At 49.4% G+C, this 20,167-nt stretch carries 15 protein-coding genes and 1 tRNA gene; 7 read left to right on the top strand and 9 right to left on the bottom strand.

The window, feature by feature from the left end:
- Window positions 1-18: 18 nt before the first annotated feature.
- From KK062_RS19715 to KK062_RS19705, 3 genes are all read right to left on the bottom strand, one after another.
- Window positions 19-1,176 carry an acetyltransferase domain-containing protein gene (locus KK062_RS19715; protein ID WP_254086061.1) on the bottom strand — a complete coding sequence of 386 codons (1,158 nt, stop codon included), beginning with the start codon at window positions 1,174-1,176 and terminating at the stop codon, window positions 19-21.
- Between the two features lie 108 nt (window positions 1,177-1,284).
- Window positions 1,285-2,043 carry a LytR/AlgR family response regulator transcription factor gene (locus tag KK062_RS19710; protein ID WP_254086060.1) on the bottom strand — a complete coding sequence of 253 codons (759 nt, stop codon included), beginning with the start codon at window positions 2,041-2,043 and terminating at the stop codon, window positions 1,285-1,287.
- A 25-nt stretch (window positions 2,044-2,068) separates the two neighbouring features.
- Complete coding sequence (locus tag KK062_RS19705; protein WP_254086059.1) at window positions 2,069-3,193, bottom strand: sensor histidine kinase; 1,125 nt, start codon at window positions 3,191-3,193, stop codon at window positions 2,069-2,071.
- A gap of 160 nt (window positions 3,194-3,353) precedes the next feature.
- Here KK062_RS19705 and KK062_RS19700 point away from each other — a divergent pair, with 160 nt between their 5' ends.
- Both KK062_RS19700 and KK062_RS19695 read left to right on the top strand, forming a co-directional pair.
- Window positions 3,354-3,818, top strand: coding sequence for a (2Fe-2S)-binding protein (locus KK062_RS19700; protein WP_254086058.1), 465 nt, complete (start codon window positions 3,354-3,356; stop codon window positions 3,816-3,818).
- 4 nt (window positions 3,819-3,822) lie between these two features.
- A complete protein-coding gene (locus KK062_RS19695) occupies window positions 3,823-5,985 on the top strand; it encodes a xanthine dehydrogenase family protein molybdopterin-binding subunit (RefSeq protein WP_254086057.1) in 2,163 nt (720 codons plus the stop codon).
- Between the two features lie 8 nt (window positions 5,986-5,993).
- On the opposite strand, the gene KK062_RS19690 is transcribed toward KK062_RS19695, so the two are convergent.
- Both KK062_RS19690 and KK062_RS19685 read right to left on the bottom strand, forming a co-directional pair.
- Window positions 5,994-6,458: a YHS domain-containing (seleno)protein gene (locus KK062_RS19690; RefSeq protein WP_254086056.1), complete on the bottom strand. Its 465-nt coding sequence runs from the start codon at window positions 6,456-6,458 to the stop codon at window positions 5,994-5,996.
- 188 nt (window positions 6,459-6,646) lie between these two features.
- Window positions 6,647-8,287 carry an ABC-F family ATP-binding cassette domain-containing protein gene (locus KK062_RS19685; protein ID WP_254086055.1) on the bottom strand — a complete coding sequence of 547 codons (1,641 nt, stop codon included), beginning with the start codon at window positions 8,285-8,287 and terminating at the stop codon, window positions 6,647-6,649.
- A gap of 91 nt (window positions 8,288-8,378) precedes the next feature.
- Here KK062_RS19685 and KK062_RS19680 point away from each other — a divergent pair, with 91 nt between their 5' ends.
- Together KK062_RS19680 and KK062_RS19675 are read left to right on the top strand one after the other, a co-directional pair.
- Entirely contained in the window at window positions 8,379-9,308 is a 930-nt protein-coding gene (locus KK062_RS19680) for an ABC transporter ATP-binding protein (protein ID WP_254086054.1), read from the top strand.
- 274 nt (window positions 9,309-9,582) lie between these two features.
- Window positions 9,583-11,493, top strand: a complete 1,911-nt coding sequence (locus KK062_RS19675; RefSeq protein WP_254086053.1) for a CocE/NonD family hydrolase — start codon at window positions 9,583-9,585, stop codon at window positions 11,491-11,493.
- Window positions 11,494-11,502: 9 nt separating this feature from the next.
- Here the strand turns inward: KK062_RS19675 and KK062_RS19670 are convergent, their stop codons facing one another.
- From KK062_RS19670 to treS, 3 genes are all read right to left on the bottom strand, one after another.
- Entirely contained in the window at window positions 11,503-12,744 is a 1,242-nt protein-coding gene (locus tag KK062_RS19670) for a PQQ-dependent sugar dehydrogenase (protein ID WP_254086136.1), read from the bottom strand.
- A 67-nt stretch (window positions 12,745-12,811) separates the two neighbouring features.
- Entirely contained in the window at window positions 12,812-12,979 is a 168-nt protein-coding gene (locus tag KK062_RS19665; protein WP_254086052.1) for a DUF1328 domain-containing protein, read from the bottom strand.
- A 120-nt stretch (window positions 12,980-13,099) separates the two neighbouring features.
- Window positions 13,100-16,471, bottom strand: coding sequence for a maltose alpha-D-glucosyltransferase (gene treS / locus KK062_RS19660; protein ID WP_254086051.1), 3,372 nt, complete (start codon window positions 16,469-16,471; stop codon window positions 13,100-13,102).
- Window positions 16,472-16,709: 238 nt separating this feature from the next.
- Here treS and KK062_RS19655 point away from each other — a divergent pair.
- From KK062_RS19655 to KK062_RS19645, 3 genes are all read left to right on the top strand, one after another.
- Window positions 16,710-16,782, top strand: a tRNA-Thr gene (locus KK062_RS19655).
- A 706-nt stretch (window positions 16,783-17,488) separates the two neighbouring features.
- Window positions 17,489-18,736, top strand: a complete 1,248-nt coding sequence (locus KK062_RS19650; protein ID WP_254086050.1) for a putative DNA modification/repair radical SAM protein — start codon at window positions 17,489-17,491, stop codon at window positions 18,734-18,736.
- On the top strand, window positions 18,733-19,512 hold the full coding sequence (locus tag KK062_RS19645; protein WP_254086049.1) for a TIGR03915 family putative DNA repair protein: 780 nt from the start codon (window positions 18,733-18,735) through the stop codon (window positions 19,510-19,512). The genes KK062_RS19650 and KK062_RS19645 overlap by 4 nt, the downstream gene beginning before the upstream one ends.
- A gap of 15 nt (window positions 19,513-19,527) precedes the next feature.
- On the opposite strand, the gene KK062_RS19640 is transcribed toward KK062_RS19645, so the two are convergent.
- A partial coding sequence (locus KK062_RS19640) for a DUF349 domain-containing protein (RefSeq protein WP_254086048.1) occupies window positions 19,528-20,167 on the bottom strand: 640 nt, incomplete at its 5' end.

Genomic DNA, 20,167 nt, shown 5'->3' with positions numbered 1-20,167 from the left:
TACGCTGTGGTCAATGACTTACATGTATGACAACCACCAATAGCCATTCTCTTTCCGGTAGCGGCCAAACCAACGACAGGGGAAATACAATACAGCAACCACTAATACCCAAGCCAGGTAAGCACGGAGTAAGTTAGGATGGTACCCGGCTGGGCATTCCGGCATCATGAACGACAAGTTACTGGGTTTCCCGAAGGCCAGATACGTCCAGAGGAGTGCACTGATGTTCATGAGCGGAAGATGAAGCAAATAATAGAAGAACGGAACCTGACCATATACCTGGAAAAACGATGTTATGCGGTTTGTCCAATGATTAAATACATAGAGCAGCAATAACCCGACGCCTACTGTAAGACTAATGAACAGTAACGACGGCGGATATTTAGAGACGTTTATAAATGACAGCACCGTGTATCCAGCGCCACGGGACTGTATACTCCACCGCACAGGATCGCCGTATAGATTTATTCCGCGTAATACTACAAACAATACCAGTAACGCTATACCGGCCGTTACCAGCAGCTTGTCGCGCCGGGCCGGCTCATATAAAAACCAAGAGCCGATGAGGTATCCCGCCAGCATCACACCCACCCAGGGGAAAATAGTATAGGCCACCAACACAGGCTGTTTGCCCAGCTGCAATACAAAAGGAGTGTTATGCAGAACCGCAGCCAGCGCGTTTTGAGGCGTTACGGTGGTGATATCGGGCACAGCGTTATGCCCGCCAATGATCACAACGGCCAGCGTTATCAACAGCCACCGTGGAAGCCAGATCAAAGCAGCCATAAACACCATCGACCAACCGATCACCCAAAACACAGTGAGTAAAATGAGCTGATAACCAAACTGCACAAAGAAGGTGATCACCACAACCTCCAATACGACAAGCCACAGTCCCCGTGTCAGGAGGAACAAGCTTACCTCGCCCCGGATGGACCTTCGTTGTTGGAATAAGAAAATGCTTATGCCTGACAAGAAGACAAACGTCGGTGCGCAAAAGTGCGTTATCCAACGGGTGAAGAACAACGGTACGGAAGTCTGCGTCAGGTCTTCGGGGCGGAAGGGGGTGGCACTAAAGAAGTCGCGAACGTGATCGAGGGCCATTACTACCATGATCAGGCCACGTAATATATCAATCGACGGGATGCGATGTGTGGCGGATAATGTCTTTTCCATAAAGCAATATGTTTGTTAATGCCTGTTCGGGAAAGGCCTTCAGGCTGAATGACGAATCAAACGGGCTCAACCGGTCATTTTGATGTCCCAGCACATGAGCGAATCTGCTTATTTTCCTAACCATTCTTTAAAGGGTGTCAACCGGTCGCCACTGACAAATACCATTTCCTTCGGCAACGGCTGTAACTCGAGCTTAAGCTTTCCTGTGGAATAATGATGCGCCGCCCGGATTGCCCTGTGCGCAATGTAATACTGACGATTCACCCGAAAAAAGTCATGAGGATCAAGCACTTGTGATAGCAGATCCAAACTATAATTAATAGGCAGCCTGGCGCCTTTATCCGTCACAAGAAATGTCATCTTCTCTTCCAGGAAAAAGTAAGCGATGTCATTCGTGGGAATACTCTGGATCTTATTGCCGAGCGTTACCATAAAACGATCTTTATATTCTTTGACCTTCAGTTGTGCGAGCAAGGACGCCATATCGGCGGGCGACGTGCGTGTGAAGTGTCTTTCAAGTGTGTAGTACTTATCGAGCGCAGCTGCCAGAGCCTCGTATTGAATGGGCTTCAGTAGATAGTCGATGCTATTAACCTTAAATGCCTGAATGACATATTCGTCGTATGCGGTGGTAAAGATTACCGGCACTGTCAGGTCGATCGAATCAAACAGTGCGAAAACGAGATCGTCCTCCAGGTGAATGTCCATCAATATCAGGTCGGGCGACGGGTGTATTCCAAGCCAGTGCAGCGCATCCTGTACGGAAGGTATGACCGACAACACTTCTGCGGGCTGCGGATATTGTTTGACCAGCCCCTCTAAGTGGCGAGCGATAATCTCTTCATCTTCAAGAATAAGAACCTTCATATATGTATAGTCGGCTACCAAGTCGTCACTCGGTTAAAAGTGGCACGTTTACGCGAAAGATAGTGTCAGAATCTTCAATTTGAACAAACTGCGCGGTCAGGAGGTGATACCGGGCAATGATGTTTTGTAAACCTGTTCCACCTGCCTCTGACCGGCGGAGGCGCGCGTGCAGGGTGTTGCTAACCCGGAGCCGGCCAAGGTGGATGTCTACATGAATTTGCAGGGGAGCCTTATCGGACATCTGATTGTGCTTCACGGCATTCTCAATAAGCAGCTGGAGGGTCATCGGCACGATCCGGTACTTACGGGCTTCTTCGTCGGATATCGCGAGGGTCATCTGAAGCTTGCGCTGAAAACGGATGGTCAACAGAAAGATATAAGACTCCAGAAAGACCAGCTCTTCTTTTAGAAGGACAGTATCGACCGCCTTCTGCTCGAGGATATACCGGTAAGTTTTTGCCAGCTCCTGAATAAATTTCTCCGCCAGTACAGGATCTTCTTGTACCAGCGAGGAGAGGATGCTGAGGCTGTTGAATAAAAAGTGTGGGTTCACCTGGCTTTTCAGCGCCGTGAGCTGTGCTTTTACATTCTCTTTTTCCAATGTCTCCGTGCGGGTAAAGATATCTTTTATGCGGAGTGTCGCCTTACGGTTGGCAATGAGATAGAAGGCCGAGAGCATCAGCAAGACAAAAAAGCCGGAGTTGGCGCGTTTGTATAAATCCCAGAACGGCGTGGTGCGATCTCCCGGGAAAGGAATAATCAGCGGGGTGTGAAAGAAATGAAGTGCCAGGTTGTTTAGCCCATCCATTAGCTCGCCCGTGACGACGATAAAGGCAAATGACAACAGTACTGCCAGGACGAAGGTCATCAATTGGACGGGGAGTTTAAACTCCAGAATAAAGTCGTTGCCAAAGTAATGCGCGAGTCTATCCAGGCACCACTCTGATATATTAATCCAGACGAAAAGAATAAGCAGTATTACAATGCCGGTAATAACCTGATAATATAGAATCGGAAGGGTGAATGCCAAGTCGACGCTATAGACGGGAAAGTCGAGGTATAATAGTACGGGATAATACAACACGAGCAGGCTGAATGCCAGCTGCCAGCGGTGGTGGTGCGAGAGCTTATCGTTTTTGATCGATATCATGATATGTGAAAATAGCAATCGTCGCTGAGTTCCTCAAGCAGCCGGAGACGTCCGTACATCGGCTGTATCCTGCCGTTTGGAGAAACGGGGTGTCCCCCGATCAAAAATGCCTGCATGACGCGGCAAAATTCGGTACCTTACAATGCTTATTCATCCGGTTATGGCACAATACACATTAAACATCAACGGCAAAAGCTATCAGGCCGACGTCGATGCGGACACCCCGTTACTGTGGGTGCTGCGCGACACGCTAGGGTTGGTAGGGACAAAGTATGGTTGCGGCATTGCTCAGTGCGGTGCCTGCACGGTACACCTGAACGGCAACGCCGTCAGGTCATGTACACTGCCGGTATCGGCGGTGCGGACCAGCAACGTCGTGACGATCGAAGGCCTGTCTGAGAAAGGCGACCACCCCGTGCAAGCGGCGTGGAGCGAGATAGACGTAGCACAATGTGGCTATTGTCAAGCCGGCCAGATTATGTCGGCGGCGGCATTTCTGGGTAAGAATCCCAGGCCTACTGCTGAGCAGATTGACACCGCCATGCAAGGGAACATTTGCCGCTGTGGTACATACCATCGCATTCGTGAAGCTGTTACGTTGGCTGCCTCTAAACTTAAATCGTAAGCCCATGTCGATCCTACCAAAAACGAGTCGTCGTGATTTTCTGAAGCTTGCCACGGCTGCCAGCGGTGGCCTGCTACTGGGTTTCTATTGGAACGATACCACTGCGGGTGCGCCCAATGTCGTGGGCAATGTGTCGTTGACACCCGATGACATTACATTTAACAGCTACCTGTCCATCGCGCCCGATGGTATTGTTACGATCCTTTCGCCCAATCCCGAGTTGGGTCAGAATATAAAGACCTCGTTCCCCATGATCGTTGCGGAAGAGCTCGATGCGGATTGGTCGAAAGTTCACGTGCTGCAAGCAGCGCTCGACACGCAGAAATTTGAACGCCAGGTGACCGGTGGAAGCGGCGCCATTCCCCATTCCTGGGAGCGCCTGCGCAAAGCAGGAGCCTCGGCGCGACAAATGCTGTTGGAAGCTGCCGCAAAACGCTGGCAGGTTACAACGGACTCGCTAACAACATCACAAAGTGTGGTAACCCACGCGGCCAGCAAACGCACGGCCACGTATGGTGAGCTGGCGGCCGAAGCCGCTACGTTACCCGTGCCTGCCACGGTAGCGCTAAAGGATAAAAAGGATTTTAAACTGATCGGCCAGGCCATCCGCAATGTGGATAACCACGAGATTGTCACAGGCAAGCCGCTCTTTGGACTCGATTTTTACCGGGAGGGAATGCTCTTTGCCGTGATCCAACGGCCGCAGGCGTTTGGTACAAAGATCAAATCGGTCGACGCTGCGGCGGCGAAAGCGATGCCTGGCATTGTCGACGTCGTTACATTTAAGAATAACGTGGCCGTGGTTGGTAAATCTACCTGGCAGGTAAACAAGGCGCGCAAAGCACTTAAGATTGAATACGAACAGGACGGAGCGTCCGAAAGCACGACAGATCACGATAAGCTTTTCAAGACATTACTTGACAGCTCGGAGGCAACTGTACGCCGTAAGGACGGCGATGTAGACGCTGCATTCAAACAAGCCGCCACTGTTATTACGCGTGAATATCAATGTCCGTTCCTGCCACACGCGCCGCTGGAGCCAATGAATTTCTTTGCCCACGTGCGTGAGGACGGTGTGGAACTTGTTGGCCCATCGCAGACGCCGGAGATGGCGCGTAATGAAACCGCGAAGCTATTGGGCATTCCTGCCGAAAAGATAACACTTGAGCTCACCCGCCTGGGCGGCGGCTTTGGTCGCCGGTTGAAAGCCGACTATGTACTGGAGGCTGCCGAGCTCTCAAGCATTATCAAAGCTCCGGTAAAAGTAGTCTGGATGCGTGAAGACGATATGACGGGTGGAAGTTACCGGCCCGCCGTGCGGTACCGGTTCAGCGCTGCCTTGAATAGCCAGGGTGAGATGATCGGCTATAAACTGCGCGGTGTTGGCATCAACGCCGGCAACTGTACACGGGAGGATAACTTTCCTTCGGGCGCGGTGGATAACTTGCTGATCGATTCAGTCGAACATAAATCGCCTATTACTACAGGTGCCTGGCGGGCACCGATCACAAATTTCCTGGCGTTTGCCGAGCAGGCATTCATCGATGAAGTGGCGCATGCCGCAAAGAAAGACGCAGTAGAGTTTCGTCTGGGCTTATTAGACAAAGCCAAACGTACGCCCACGGGTGCGATCAAATATGATACGGACCGCATGAAGACTGTCATTCAACTGGCGGCAGAGAAGTCGGGGTGGAGCAAGAAACCAAAGGTATTCCAGGGTTTCAGTGTGTACTTTTCACACCGCTCATATGTGGCGCAGGTAGCTGAGGTCAGCATGAAGAGCGGCAAGCCGGTGTTGCAAAAGATCTATGCTGCCGCCGACTGTGGTATTGTTGTTAACCTTAGTGGTGCATATCAGCAGGTGCGGGGTGGTATTGTCGATGGGCTCGGGCATGCATTCTTTGGAAACCTGACCTTCAACGGAGGAGCAGCAGAGCAAAAGAATTTCAACACCTACAAGCTGATCCGCATAAAGGACGTGCCGGAGGTCGATGTTCACTTTGTCAATAACGGTATAGATCCAACGGGGTTAGGAGAACCAGCGTTGCCGCCGACGGGTGGCGCTGTTGCCAACGCTTTCTTTGCTGCCACGGGCAAGCGGTTCTATAACCAGCCGTTTGACAAGCAACAAGAGGCAATCCCGCAAGCGAACATTGAACGGATGTAACGACTGGCTTAGCGCTGTTTGCTCAGCCAGTTGTCGTGGGCTGCACGCGCATATTTCTTTTCATCCTTTTCCCACTTCAGGCGGTTGTTGCTGCCATTGAAGTTATAGAAAAGATAGAGCTTGCCGTCTACGATCTTATAGGTAGATGGATCGATCTTTACGCGTTGACCATCGATGGCCATGGAATATGCATCCCACCCGCCGCAAGCAGGTTCATATTTCTCGGGCGTTTTTTTAAACTCTTCCTGGTTCTCGGTGTTGGCGAAATAATACGTGATGCCTTTATAGCTATACTTAAAGCTGTCATTGCCTTTAGCGGGGTATCCCTTAAAATAGCTAACCGGGTCAAAGTCGCGTAGTGCGACGCCGTTGTCGGTGAGGTTAAAGTTTCGAATGCGCTTCGCGCTGTTGTCAGTCTGGGCCAGCAGTGTGAGGCAGAACAGGAATGCAAAGAGTGTAAAACAACCTTTCATAGGACTATCGATCTTAGATGATTGATACCAAAGATACAGTCCTTGAGAACGGGCCAAATTTCTTTCACCGAGGATTTACGCCACATGTAGAAAACAGCGCGAGGGTGAGCATGAGCGCGAAGACGGTTTACGACGTTCTTTCATCGCTCTCGCACTACATGCCGGTGGGAGGGGAGACCCCTACCATTTTATTTGGCCGTACGCTCTATTTCGCGCAAGTTTTCCATTTTCTTATTGCGCAGGAAGCCGCTGATGCCTTCGAAGTGCTCACGAATTCGCTTGTTCCCGAACTCAAACACTTTGGTGGCCAAACCTTCTAGAAAATCACGGTCGTGAGATACTAGAATGAGCGTTCCGTCAAAGGCCTTTAGCGCATCTTTCAAGATGTCTTTCGTCTTGATATCGAGGTGGTTAGTAGGTTCGTCGAGAATCAACAGGTTAACTGGCTGTAGCAGTAACTTGATCATGGCCAGGCGGGTCTTTTCACCACCCGACAGGTTTTTTACCTTCTTATCAATGGCTTCGCCACTGAACATAAAGGCACCTAGAATGTCTTTAATCTTAGAGCGGACGTCGCCTTCCGCAATCTGATCGATCGTCTGGAAAACGGTCAGATCTTCTTCCAGAAGGGCAGCTTGGTTCTGCGCAAAGTAGCCGATCAAGCTATTATGACCAACCTGGAGTTTGCCATCAAAATCGATCTCACCCATGACGGCTTTTACAAACGTCGATTTACCTTCGCCGTTCTTACCCACCAGAGCTATGCGCTCGCCACGAGCAATTGTGACGTTCGCATCGTTAAAGACAACGTGGTCGCCGTAGCGTTTGGTCAATCCTTCGGCGATCACGGGATAGTTACCCGAACGAGGCGCCGGAGGGAATTTGAGGTTCAAATGGGAGGTATCTACCTCGTCAACTTCTACAATCTTGATCTTCTCCAGCATTTTCACACGCGACTGTACTTGCAGCGTCTTCGAGTACGTTCCTTTAAAACGTTCGATAAACTCCGTAATATCAGCGATTTCCTTTTGCTGATCATCAAATTGCTTTTGCTGCTGCTCGCGACGTTCCTTGCGCAACTGTAAATATTGGGTGTAGTTTACCTTATAGTCGTAAATACGGCCCATCGTCACCTCGATGGTACGGTTGGTGATGTTGTCTACAAATGCTTTGTCGTGGGAGATTACAATGACGGCCTTAGCATTGTTAACCAGGAAGTCTTCCAACCACTGAATGGATTCGATGTCCATGTGGTTCGTCGGCTCATCCAGCAGGATCAGGTCGGGCTTTTGCAACAGGATCTTCGCCAACTCGATGCGCATACGCCAGCCGCCGCTGAACTCACCCGTAGGGCGCGTAAAGTCGGAACGCACGAACCCCAGGCCCATGAGCGTCTTCTCGACCTCTGCGTCAAAGTTGATCTCTTCAATTGAATAGTACTTTTCGCTCAGTTCAGAAACCTCTTCAATTATTTTAGAATAAGCATCTGATTCATAGTCTGTACGGGTCTCCAACTCAACGTTTAGTTCATCCATACGCTTCTTCATATTCAGGATCTTGGAAAACGCCTTGGAGGCTTCCTCAAATACAGTCGCGTTATCTTCAGTAAGCAAATGCTGTGGCAGGTAGGCGATTATGGCATCTTTCGGCGCGGATACTTTGCCCCGTGTCGGCTTGTTCGCGCCTGCAATGATCTTCAGGAGGGTAGACTTCCCTGCACCGTTTTTGCCCATGAGAGCAATCCGATCGTTTTCGTTGATGTTAAAGGTGACGTTACTAAACAGGGCTGAGCCATTAAACTCTACACTAACCGCGTCGACAGAAATCATGCTTATAAAAATAAGCCGCAAAGATACTTTAATTTGTCGTCCCTGACATACATCACCTTGGGAGAATAAAAGTTAGGAGGTACGTTTGTGTATGACTTTCCTCCAGGTGTCCGGCGTACGTAAAGACAGCAACGAAGGCGCCGTACTACAGCCGATCAGTTTTTCACAACAAAAGCACGAAAAGATTGCTATTGCTGGCGAAACAGGCTCAGGCAAAAGCACGCTGCTCAAGATCGTGGCTGGATTGGTGGCTTCCGACGCCGGTGAAGTCATTTTTGAAGGATTCAGAATTAAAGATCCCCGTGACGTATTGGTGCCCGGTCAGGAGGGTGTTGCGTATTTGTCGCAGCATTTTGAGTTGCCCAAATTCCTGCGGGTGGAACAAGTGCTGGGATATGCCAATGTTCTTCCAGAAGATGATGCAAACGTTTTATACGCGATTTGCCGCATCGAGCATCTGCTGAAGCGCCGGACAGATCAACTGTCAGGAGGGGAGCGCCAGCGTATTGCCCTGGCCAAATTGCTGATTACCAAGCCGCGCCTGCTCCTGCTGGACGAGCCGTTTTCCAACCTGGATCTGGGTCACAAAAACATCTTGAAAAGCGTTATTCAGGATCTCGGCGACCAGCTTGACATGACATTTACGATGGTGTCCCATGATCCAGCGGATACGTTGCCGTGGGCGGATAAGATTTTGGTGCTGCGAGATGGTCAGCTTGTGCAACAAGGATCGCCGCAGACCGTTTATAAACAGCCGGTGAACGAATACGTGGCTGGATTGTTTGGTACGTACACAGCTGTGACTGTGCGGGATCAAACCGTGCTTTTTTTGCGTCCGGAGGATTTTAGTTTGTCTGTTACTGAGATCCCAGGTACTCGAAAAGGTGTTATCGTAAAATCGTTGTTCTTCGGGGGCTTTTGTGAGTTAGAAATTGCTGTATCAGGAATGACGTATTTGGCACGATCCGAGCGATGTGACTGGAACGTTGGTCAGGTTGTCTGGATAGAGCCAAAGGTTTAGCCATTAGGGTCGATAACGACATAATACTGTAATTCAACGGATTACAGTCATATCCGGATATCTCCGTCAATCTTCAGTTACATAATTTACATTATGTTAAATAATAAATCACAGCTTTAAAGCTGGCTCGTATGGTCCCTAATCCTATTTGCAGTTCGCCCTTGTTAATTCTGAGCAGCCCATTACCGTGAAGCCAACACCGAAGTGTTTGGTTGACCTTTTACAATTGGCTATTATTAGATTCCATTAACTCTAAACCTGAAACCTAGATAGCATGAATCGCCTATTATTCTTGTTGGCCATCCTAATGTTTAGCGGAATCGCTTCGGCCCAGCTGCATGATTCTGTGTACGTGAAACGAAACTACGATAAATTGGAAGTTCAGATTCCGATGCGCGACGGCGTCAAGCTCTTTACCTCCATTTATATTCCCAAGGACAAGTCAAACACCTACCCCTTTTTGATGCAGCGCACATGTTACAGCGTAGCACCCTACGGCAAAGACCGGTACCGGAAAATGCTTGGGCCCTCCAAATATGAATTGTACGACAAGTACATCTTCGTCTACCAGGATGTACGGGGCCGATGGATGTCGGAAGGTGTGTTTGATAACATGACTCCCAACATTCCCGGCAACGACCGGAAAAATAGAACGGCCACCGATGAGGCTTCTGATACCTGGGATACAATCGAATGGCTGCTCAAGAACATTAAAGGAAACAACGGTAAGGCTGGTCAATGGGGGATTTCTTACCCGGGTTATTATACCGCGGCCGGCATTCCGGATGCACACCCTGCCCTGAAAGCATCATCGCCGCAGGCCCCTATCGCCGACTTCTTCTTTGATGACTTCCACCACAATGGTGCGTTTCTGCAAAGTTACCTGGCGGCGTTCGCCGTATTTGGTTATCAACACGATAAGCCCACCGACAAAGCCTGGTACGAAGAACAACTGAACCGTTTCAGAAGCAAGCCGGTGGCGGATGGTTATGACTTTAACCTGGCGCTTGGTCCGCTGAAAAATGCTACCGAAGTTTATCACAATGACAATTTCTTCTGGAAACAGATCGTCGACCATCCGAACTATGATGATTTCTGGAAAAAACGGAATATACTCCCCCACCTCAAAAATGTTAACCATGCGGTCATGACGGTGGGTGGCTGGTTTGATGCTGAAGATCTGTACGGTCCGCTAAACATCTATAAATCGATCGAGAAATCCAGCCCCGCAGCGCGCAACGTCCTTGTGATGGGACCCTGGGCACACGGTCAATGGTCGCGCCCCGATCAGGGAGCCACGATCCACAACCATATCGACTTTGGCGATAGTATTAACACCTTCTACCAGCGCGATGTAGAGCGTCGATTCTTTGCTTATTACTTAAAAGGCGAAGGGGCTGGTACCTTTCCAGAGGCACTAATGTTTGACACAGGTAGAAAGGAATGGAGGAAATTTGACGCCTGGCCGCCAAAAGAGATCCCGCCTGTGCGTTTGTATTTTGGCGAGCATGGGCAACTGTCGATCAATAAGCCTTTGAACGATAAAGCTGTATTTGAGTATGTGAGCGACCCGGAAAAGCCGGTGCCCTATACATCTCAGACAGAAGGCATGGTCTTTACGCCGCGTTCGTTCATGAGCGATGACCAGCGGGCTGCAAGCCGCCGTCCAGATGTACTGACGTTTCAAACAGAGACGCTTACCGAGGATGTATTAGTCGGTGGTGAGATCATGGCCAAGTTGAAAGTTGCTATGAGCGGTTCGGATGCCGACTTTATTGTCAAAGTAATTGATGTGTATCCGCCTGATCACCCGCAGTATAAACACAATCCAGCGAACATTGTAATGGGCGGCTATCAACAGCTGGTACGCCACGAAGTATTTCGCGGGAGATTCCGGAATAGCTTTGAAAAGCCGGCTCCCTTTAAACCGCAAGAGCCTGCCGATGTGAATTTCCGGCTTCAGGATATCCTGCACACCTTTAAAAAAGGACATCGTGTTATGATCCAGATTCATAGCACATGGTTCCCCTACATCGATCGGAATCCGCAGAAGTATGTTGACAACATCTATAAGGCAGAGGCCGGCGACTTTATGAAGTCGACTATTCAGGTGTTTGGTTCGTCCGTGGTAGAAATTGGCGGTGGAGAGAAGTTAGATACAAAGCTTGAGCTGTTACAGAAATAAAAAAGGGGACTAGTTCCCCTTTTCATAACTTACTTTCCAAATCGTATTGCTGACGTCATCGGTTATCAACAACCCTCCCGATGGGGTAACCACGACGCCTACCGGGCGACCGTATACCTTTTCCTTATCCAGGTCGGCAATAAAGCCGCCCAGGAATTCTTCGGGTTTGCCGTTTGGCTTTCCATTTTTAAATGGTACAAAGACTACACAATAGCCCGCCAGTTGCGATCGATTCCACGAGCCGTGTTGTGCAACAAAGGCGCCTTCGCGGTATTTGCTGGGAAAGGCGTCTTTATTATAGAAGGCCAATCCAAGTGATGCTGTATGCGATCCCAAGTCGACGTCGGGTACGCGTGTGTCTTTGACCTGGGCTGGATGAAGGAGCTTTACGCGGTTGTCACGATGGTGACCGTGGTAGACGTAGGGCCATCCATAAAAGTCCCCCTCGGCCACGCTGGTAAGGTAATCGGGGACAAGGTTATCTCCCAGCTCGTCGCGTTCATTGACGGAAGTCCATAATGTATTTGTACCTACAGCCCAGTCCATACCAACCGGATTTCTCAATCCACCGGCATACACGCGCAGGCCTGAACCATCAGGATTGATTTCGAGAATAGTCGCGCGTAAGAGTTCCTTGTCGATGCCCTTCTCAGCAATATTGCTCCCTGAGCCCACTGCTATAAAGATCTTTGTACCCTCTTTATTGGCAATGATGTTGCGTGTCCAATGGCGGTTTACTTTGCCGGCGGGCAAGTCGACAACCATCTGTCCTTTTGATTTATCGATATGTATTTGTCCAGGCTTGTAGGGATACCGCAGCAGCGCATCTGTGTTTGCTACATAAAACCACTCCCCTAGCACTAACATTCCAAATGGCTGGTTTAATTCATCAAGAAAGGTTTCGCGTGTGTCCGGCGTGCCATCTTGATTAGTATCGCGTAACAACGTGATGCGATCAGCGCTGCTGCGCATGCTATTGGATTTTGAGGCGCCGATAAAATGAGCGCCAAGTTTCTCCCACCAGGGATGGTAGGTGTTACTCTCGGCTACGAGGACGTCACCGTTGGGTGTGATATACATCCACCGCGGATTATCAAATCCCGTGGCGTATGGCAAAACTTTAAAACCCTCCGGTGCTTTCGGGGTACGGCTTCCCTCCCAGCCTAGCACGTTACTGAAGTTCAGCGAGGACTTCGTAGCATGTGGCGGCGGAAGAGAATCGTGCTGACCAAACACAGTGGTCTGATACATGGCGGCCAGCAACAAAAGTGTAAGGCGCGGCAATCGTTGCCGCGCCTTTGGTGTTATGTCGCTCATCTCACTTTTTAAAGATACTCGCACCAAATGCGAGCACAAGGACAAAAAGTACGATGAATACGAAGAACAGTATTTGTGCGATGGTAGCGGCACCTTCTGCGATGCCTCCAAAGCCAAAGATTGCCGCCACAATGGCGATGATGAAGAAGATTGCAGCCCAGCGTAACATAAGATTAGTTGTTTTGTGTTCAGCCAGTGTTGTAAATACTATGCCCGATCCGTTGCCCGAAGGCGACTTTTCTGGCTGTACATTCTATTCACCGCGCACGTGCAAAATGCTCTACAACTTCTATTGGACGCCGGTCAGGACGCTCTCGAGCTTCGTTGGCTCTACCGCTGGTTCATTCTTCTTCATCAGCATTTTTATACCGCGCAACGGAATGATCACCCAATCCGGACGATTGTTCAACTCATAGTTCACCTCATAGATTGCTTTTTCCAACAGAAAGGTGGTCATCATGATTTCAAAGCTCTCGTTGTTTTGCGGAATATAGGCAGCGCCTTGTGAATACTTGAGGTAGGCATCCATAAAAAAGCTACTCATGTAGTGATACCATTGCTCCACGTACGGGATCAGCCGCGGAAAATCCTCCTTCCGAATTTGATTGTCGAGGAATAAACTTGCGTATGCGGCATAGTGAAATGAGCGTATGATACCGGCCACATCCCGCAACGGCGATCGTTTCAGCCTGCGTTCGCTATAACTCCGGGCGGGCTCACCTTCGAAGTCGGTAAGGATAAAGTCTTTGCCTGTATAGAGCACCTGCCCCAGGTGATAGTCTCCGTGAATACGGATTTTAACGACGTCAATCTTATCCTTATAAATCCGTTTTAATACTTGAAGAATCTCTCCTTTCATAGCCAACACTTCTTCGGCCTCCTGGCGAACTTCCGGATCAAGCTTATCCAAAGAACGGCTCAAGTTCTGGAAGGTACTCCGCACAAGCGACTGGAGTCCTGAGAATAGCGAACGCTGATAATGCAATGAGTATTCTTCGAATCTAAAGTCAGCAATATCAGGTCGCGATAACAGGGCCAGGTGCATCTCAGACGTACGCTTACCCAGCAGGGCTGCGTTGTCTGCTACAACACTTTCCAGCAGGTCCTTCATGACGGCCGGAATATGATCGTAGGTGACGGGGCGCAAAAGGTTTCCCATCGGCGGTGGTGGTGCGGCGATGTCTGTATGCGTCAGGATACGCTCGTTGAAGTGATCCAGCCGGTCTAACATATACGACCAGGTGTCAGTGCTGCTTTCTACCATTTGCTGCATCATGCCCAACACGATGGAACCGCCGGCGGACTTCCATTCGATTGTTCCAATAAATCCCGGCACATGCGCAAAGTTTGTATACTCCGTCAGGAAATGTGTTATCTCTACATCTGGATTAATGGCTTTATCGACTTTTCGAAAAAGCTTTAAAAAGAATTTGTTATCGAAGGTGATGGAAGTATTACTTTGTTCTCCTCCCAATACTTTCGGTTTAATCTTCTCTTGTTGCTGTACATGGGCCGCCAGTGCTTCGTTGCCGGTAAATATAACTTCGCCGTGTGCCACCTTTACACGTTCCTGCCGCGCCATTTTAAACAGTATCTCCTCCTGGAAAGCCAGGCCATAGATCGCATCATATAAGATGCCTTCGGTTCCTTCGCTGGTTCGTACCTGGGCAATGACAGACTGTGGACAATTCTCTTTTAGCTTGGCCGCAAAAGCATCTTCACCAAACGCGACCGGCAGTTGGTACGTATCGGGTAATCCACTGGCATAATTAATTTCGAGGAGCAGAATATAGGCCGTCGTCTTCGCAGCCGTCAGTGGGACTGCGGCATGGTCGACGATCTTTATGCTTTCGACTACGCGGCTCTTACCTCCAAACCAGCGCAACTTGCGTAAATAGATTGGTAAAATATAGTTCTCAAGCTCGTTAACTACAGCGCGTTGCGCGAACTTGTCCCACTGAGCAATGTTCAACACGGGCAATGCCTTGCTCTCCGTCAGCATCGATTCCACTTTGTGCAGTACAAACCATTCACAATCATACGCGCCCAGCGTGAAGAAGTAGGGGTTGTTTTCTTTAATAGATGGGAATCGATTCTGGCTGAAGACTTCAATGGGTACATAGCCTGCAAAAGAATCCAGATTGAGCTCCGCTGCTTGCGTATAGCGCGACAGGTTTACGATGACCAATACAGTCTCCTCTTCGTAAGTTCTTGTGAACGCCAGGATTTTGGCATTCTCCACCGATACAAACTTTAAATCACCACGCCCCAAAGCTTTGTATTGCTTACGTTTACTGAGCACGCGTTTCATCCACCACAGTAACGACGATGTATTGCTGGATTGCATATCCACATTAACCGACTCATAGTGATATTGGGGATCGAGGATGATGGGCAAGTATAGTTTATGGGGGTGAGCTTCCGAAAAACCCGCATTACGATCGGAGCTCCATTGCATAGGTGTGCGAACCCCGTCGCGATCACCCAGGTAGTAATTGTCGCCCATGCCTATCTCGTCTCCATAATACAATACCGGGGTACCTGGCAACGAGAACAGCAGGTAATTCAACAGCTCGATTTTTTGCCGGTTGTTGCTCATGAGGGGTGCCAGGCGGTGGCGAATGCCGAGGTTTATACGCGCGCGCGGATCTTTGACATACGCCTTGTACATGTAGTCGCGTTCTTCGTCGGTTACCATCTCAAGCGTAAGCTCATCGTGGTTGCGCAGGAAAATGGCCCACTGACAGTTTGCGGGAATTTCGGGGGTTTGATCAAAGATGTCCGTGAGCGGGTACCGATCTTCCATTTGCAGCGCCATATACATGCGCGGCATGACAGGGAAATGATAATTCATGTGGCACTCATCACCATCGCCAAAATAAGATGCAGCGTCTTCAGGCCACATGTTGGCTTCGGCCAATAACATAGTGCCCGGATAGTGATCGTCAACATGTTTCCGAAGCTTCTTTAAAAAGACATGCGTCTCGGGAAGATTTTCGCCATTAGTCCCCTCGCGTTCGAACAAATAAGGCACGGCATCCAGTCGGAAGCCGTCAACACCCATGCTACACCAGAAGTCGAGGATTTTGAATATCTCCGCTTGTACCAGCGGGTTATCGAAGTTTAGATCAGGTTGATGGTGAAAGAACCGATGCCAATAATATTGGCCGGCGACCGGGTCCCACGTCCAGTTGGAAGTCTCGGTATCCTGAAAGATAATACGTACGTCACGATATTTGTTCGCATCGTCGGTCCAAACGTAAAAGTCGCGTAACGGCGAACCGATCGGTTCCTTCCGGGCGCGCTGGAACCAGGGGTGTTGGTCGGACGTATGGTTGATGACCAGCTCCGTAATAACTTTCAGGTTTCGATTATGGGCTTCGTCCAGGAATTCCTGGAAATCCGCCAGGGTACCGTACGCCGGATTAACACTATAGTAGTCGGCGATGTCATACCCATCGTCGCGCAATGGCGACGGATAAAATGGCAATATCCAAATGGCCGTTACGCCGAGGTCCTGGAGGTAGTCCAGTTTCTGAAGCAGTCCTTTGAAATCGCCTATGCCATCGCCATTTCCATCGCGAAAGGCTTTGATGTGTACTTCGTACAATACGGCGTCCTTGTACCAATGAAGCTTGTCGTCCGTGATACCTTGTTGCATACCTAAAAGGATTTTGAAATTGAGCCTATCCAACGGCAACACGAAACGCATTGGGCGATTCCGGGAGCCTCACGAGGTGTTACTACAAAAGCGTACCAGGCTCCTTTTTGGGCACCAGACTCCCTGGTTTTTCGAAAAAAATCAGAAAATCGCACTTAATTTTCTCTGGACGTTTGCGGAAATACATTCTTCCATTATTTTTGCAGCCTCGTTTAGCACTTCAACGAAGTTTAAACAGGCCTCCTTAGCTCAGCTGGTAGAGCAACTGACTTGTAATCAGTAGGTCGTTGGTTCGATTCCGACAGGGGGCTCTCCTAACAATCAGGCAGTTACATGAAATGTAGCTGCCTTTTTTTGCTTTATAAGCGCAGTTGAGTTATGCCGTGTAGCGTATGAAAATCAATAAAAATCTTCAACCGTTAAATCCCTTCGCGCAAGAGAGCGCCCAGATATACCCGCTCCCTGAACTGAGGTATTAAGACATATTTTTTTGCTTTCGTCAATCCAAAGCCATGGGTTAAAGAATTCTCGTTGACGTTGCGTTCCAATACGGACATCACACACCTGATGGTTCCTCCGGTAACTGGAGAAGAAGAAATGAAAGACGAGACAACCCGATAGCCGCCATTTTGTTTTAAGAATGTAGCCGGGTGCCAGTCTGCTCCATACTCCCAACAACCTGGGTTCACGCTTGATCCGGGGATGTTTCACCCTATATAGTAATAGATGATCCGTGGTTCAACCATGGAACATCTATGGAGGAACGCTGTAGCAGACTCGAAGGAAGGGGGTCTTTGGGTGGCCTTCCAACACCAATTTTTCGACCTGCCGCGAAATTTTTTTCCCCACCCTCACCGCGTTAAAACAACGCAAAAATTCTCTTTCCATCCTGTCATATCTTATACATCATGTGACCTACATGTGATCTCGACGTGACTCCTCACAATGCAGTCATCGCAACCAATTAAATTAGTTTATAAAATCTATTTTAATTAGTTTAAAGGAAATTTTGTAGGGATGTGGGAAAGAATTCAAGAGAAGCTCGAAATTTTAGCCGACGCCGCTAAATACGATGTTTCTTGCTCGTCCAGCGGCAGCAAGCGGGCTAACGCCAACAAGGGCATCGGGAATACGACGGGCACAGGCATTTGCCACAGTTATACGGAAGACGGACGGTGCGTGTCGTTATTGAAGATTCTGCTGACCAATTATTGTCTGTATGACTGCGCCTACTGTGTGTCGCGCCGGAGCAATGACATTCAACGCGCGGGTTTTACGGTGAATGAAGTGGTGGCTCTCACCATTAACTTCTATCGTCGGAACTACATTGAGGGACTCTTCCTCAGTTCCGGTATTTTCAAGAACCCCGATTACACCATGGAGCGTTTGGTGCGCGTAGCCAAGACGCTCCGCACACTGCATCGATTCAATGGGTACATTCATCTGAAGACCATCCCCGGATGCAGCGAGGAGCTTATTCATGAGGCCGCATTGTATGCCGACCGTTTGAGTGTGAACATCGAGATGCCTTCGGAGCAAAGCCTGCGCCACCTGGCGCCGGAGAAGAGCAAGGAGTCGATCATTAGGCCCATGTCGTTTCTACACGACCGCATTACAGCGCTGGCGGATGAACGTAAGGTGATACGCCACACTCCTACTTTCGCCCCTGCAGGACAAAGCACGCAAATGGTTGTTGGCGCCAGCCCTGAAAATGACCTCCAGGTCATGACCATTGCGGACTCTCTCTATAAAAAATTTGGACTGCGGCGAGTTTACTATTCTGGCTATGTCCCTGTTTTGTCCGACCACCGCCTGCCGGCACCGGGTACGCCCGTTCCCATGATTCGGGAAAATCGATTGTATCAAGCCGACTGGCTGCTGCGATTTTATAAGTTTTCATTGCACGAGGTGCTCAATTCCCAAAATCCTCAACTTGATCTCGACATCGATCCCAAGCTGAGCTGGGCGTTTCGGAACCTCGACCAATTTCCGGTTGACATTAATAAGGCGGATTATGAAATGATTCTTCGTGTACCGGGCGTTGGTATCAACTCTGCTCTGAAGATCGTTGAGGCGCGGCGCTTTAAGAAACTAGATCTGACGGACTTGCGTACGCTGGGCGTCGCTTTCAACCGCGCTAAGCACTTCATCTGTACTTCCGACAATCGTCCGCGGGACGTTGTTGCCGCCGTGCTTCGCCAGCAGATTCTACATCAGAGTAAATACCAGCAGACGCTTACGACTCAACTGGATTTGTTCTCATGAAGGACCTATTGGTGTATGATGGAAGTTTTGCAGGTCTGCTTTCTGTGATCTTCGAAGTCTATGAACGCAAGCTGATAGACGTCTCGATCGTTCGAGAGAATCTCTATCACCCCCATTTATATGCGACGGTACAGGCCATCACCCGCGATGCACAGAAAGCCGCGCGCGTATGGCAAGGGCTTCAGAAAAAACTTACCACAGAATCCTCAGATCACTTTTATAAAAGCTTTCTCTCGGAGGAACGGGATATTGAAGATACACTCCTGGCTTTTACGCGCTATGTTCTATCCGCGCCGTCAGGAGCAGAACGAAACTTTGCGCACCCTGCTGTGTTGACTGTCATGCAATTGAGTAAGAAAGTTCATCGCGAAAAGCACCGCATGGAGGCCTTCGTTCGGTTCCAGCAGACCACTGACGGTCTGTACGTTGCAACCGTTGAACCCGACTTCAATGTGCTCCCGCTTATCGCCGGACATTTTAAAGACCGGTACGCCGATCAGTCATGGCTCATCTACGATGACAAGCGCAATTACGGAATTTTATATGATGAGAAAGCAGGGCAAGTAATGGAAGTGACCGGAGAGGCCGGCGAACCTACAACCTCTAACGATGATCAAGATATTGCGTCCAGCACTGTACACGATCATGAAGCTGCATACCAAACGCTTTGGAAAACGTATTTCCAAACCATATCGATTGCCGTGCGTAAAAATAAGAAACTACACCTACGCCATGTACCCACGCGCTATTGGCGCTATCTAACCGAGAAACAATAGCGCCTACTCGTGGCGTTATACGGTCCTCAACAGCTTCAACTGATCCTTCAGTTGTTTGAGGTGATCCGTCGCTTCTTTAATCTTCTCGTTGAACTCGCTGCGAACACTGTCCGCGTTTTGCGACCGCGAAAAGAACTCGAGGTTATTTTTCCACAGTGAGATATCGTTTTCAATCTTGCCAATCTTCTTGCGGATTGCCTGCTCCTTCTGGAAAATCTTGCGATCAGCCATCGGGTCGTTCCTCAGGTCGCTTAACTCGTTCTCTAACAAGAGCTTATTCTTATCCTCTTCGCTGAATCCCTGGATGGCTTCGACAAACTTATCGACAGCTTCGTGATAGCGATTCCGAATGGCCGTAATATCTTTCTTGGGAACAAAGCCAATTGCATTGAATTGATCTTGCAGTTCCTTCAACGCATCTGCCGACGCGGTGCCGTTGGCCGTATGTGTTTCTAATTGCTGACAAACCTGTTCTTTGGCGTGCAGGTTTTCGACCTGCTCGTTTTCCACTTTGCCGTGTTGCGTACGACGTTGTTCGAAGAAATGATCACAGGCCTCTTTAAACTCGGCAAACACTTTCTCACGAAACTTCTCAGGTACCGGGCCGACTTCCTTCCACTTTTGCTGCAAGCTTTTCAGCTCGTTGGAGGTACGC

The sequence above is a fragment of the Dawidia cretensis genome, assembly GCF_018598175.1.
GTDB classification, from domain to species: domain Bacteria; phylum Bacteroidota; class Bacteroidia; order Cytophagales; family Cyclobacteriaceae; genus Ohtaekwangia; species Ohtaekwangia cretensis.
The sequence above is the reverse complement of the archived record's forward strand: the minus strand, read 5'-3'. Positions and strand labels throughout refer to the sequence as shown.

Coding starts and splice junctions, on each gene's coding strand:
- KK062_RS19710 (WP_254086060.1), bottom strand. CDS start 2,043: ATGAAGGTTCTTATTCTTGAAGATGAAGAGATTATCGCTCGCCACTTA.
- KK062_RS19665 (WP_254086052.1), bottom strand. CDS start 12,979: ATGTTACGCTGGGCTGCAATCTTCTTCATCATCGCCATTGTGGCGGCA.
- KK062_RS19670 (WP_254086136.1), bottom strand. CDS start 12,744: ATGTATCAGACCACTGTGTTTGGTCAGCACGATTCTCTTCCGCCGCCA.
- treS (WP_254086051.1), bottom strand. CDS start 16,471: ATGCAACAAGGTATCACGGACGACAAGCTTCATTGGTACAAGGACGCC.
- KK062_RS19650 (WP_254086050.1), top strand. CDS start 17,489: ATGTGGGAAAGAATTCAAGAGAAGCTCGAAATTTTAGCCGACGCCGCT.
- KK062_RS19695 (WP_254086057.1), top strand. CDS start 3,823: ATGTCGATCCTACCAAAAACGAGTCGTCGTGATTTTCTGAAGCTTGCC.
- KK062_RS19705 (WP_254086059.1), bottom strand. CDS start 3,193: ATGATATCGATCAAAAACGATAAGCTCTCGCACCACCACCGCTGGCAG.
- KK062_RS19675 (WP_254086053.1), top strand. CDS start 9,583: ATGAATCGCCTATTATTCTTGTTGGCCATCCTAATGTTTAGCGGAATC.
- KK062_RS19685 (WP_254086055.1), bottom strand. CDS start 8,287: ATGATTTCTGTCGACGCGGTTAGTGTAGAGTTTAATGGCTCAGCCCTG.
- KK062_RS19645 (WP_254086049.1), top strand. CDS start 18,733: ATGAAGGACCTATTGGTGTATGATGGAAGTTTTGCAGGTCTGCTTTCT.
- KK062_RS19715 (WP_254086061.1), bottom strand. CDS start 1,176: ATGGAAAAGACATTATCCGCCACACATCGCATCCCGTCGATTGATATA.
- KK062_RS19700 (WP_254086058.1), top strand. CDS start 3,354: ATGGCACAATACACATTAAACATCAACGGCAAAAGCTATCAGGCCGAC.
- KK062_RS19680 (WP_254086054.1), top strand. CDS start 8,379: ATGACTTTCCTCCAGGTGTCCGGCGTACGTAAAGACAGCAACGAAGGC.
- KK062_RS19690 (WP_254086056.1), bottom strand. CDS start 6,458: ATGAAAGGTTGTTTTACACTCTTTGCATTCCTGTTCTGCCTCACACTG.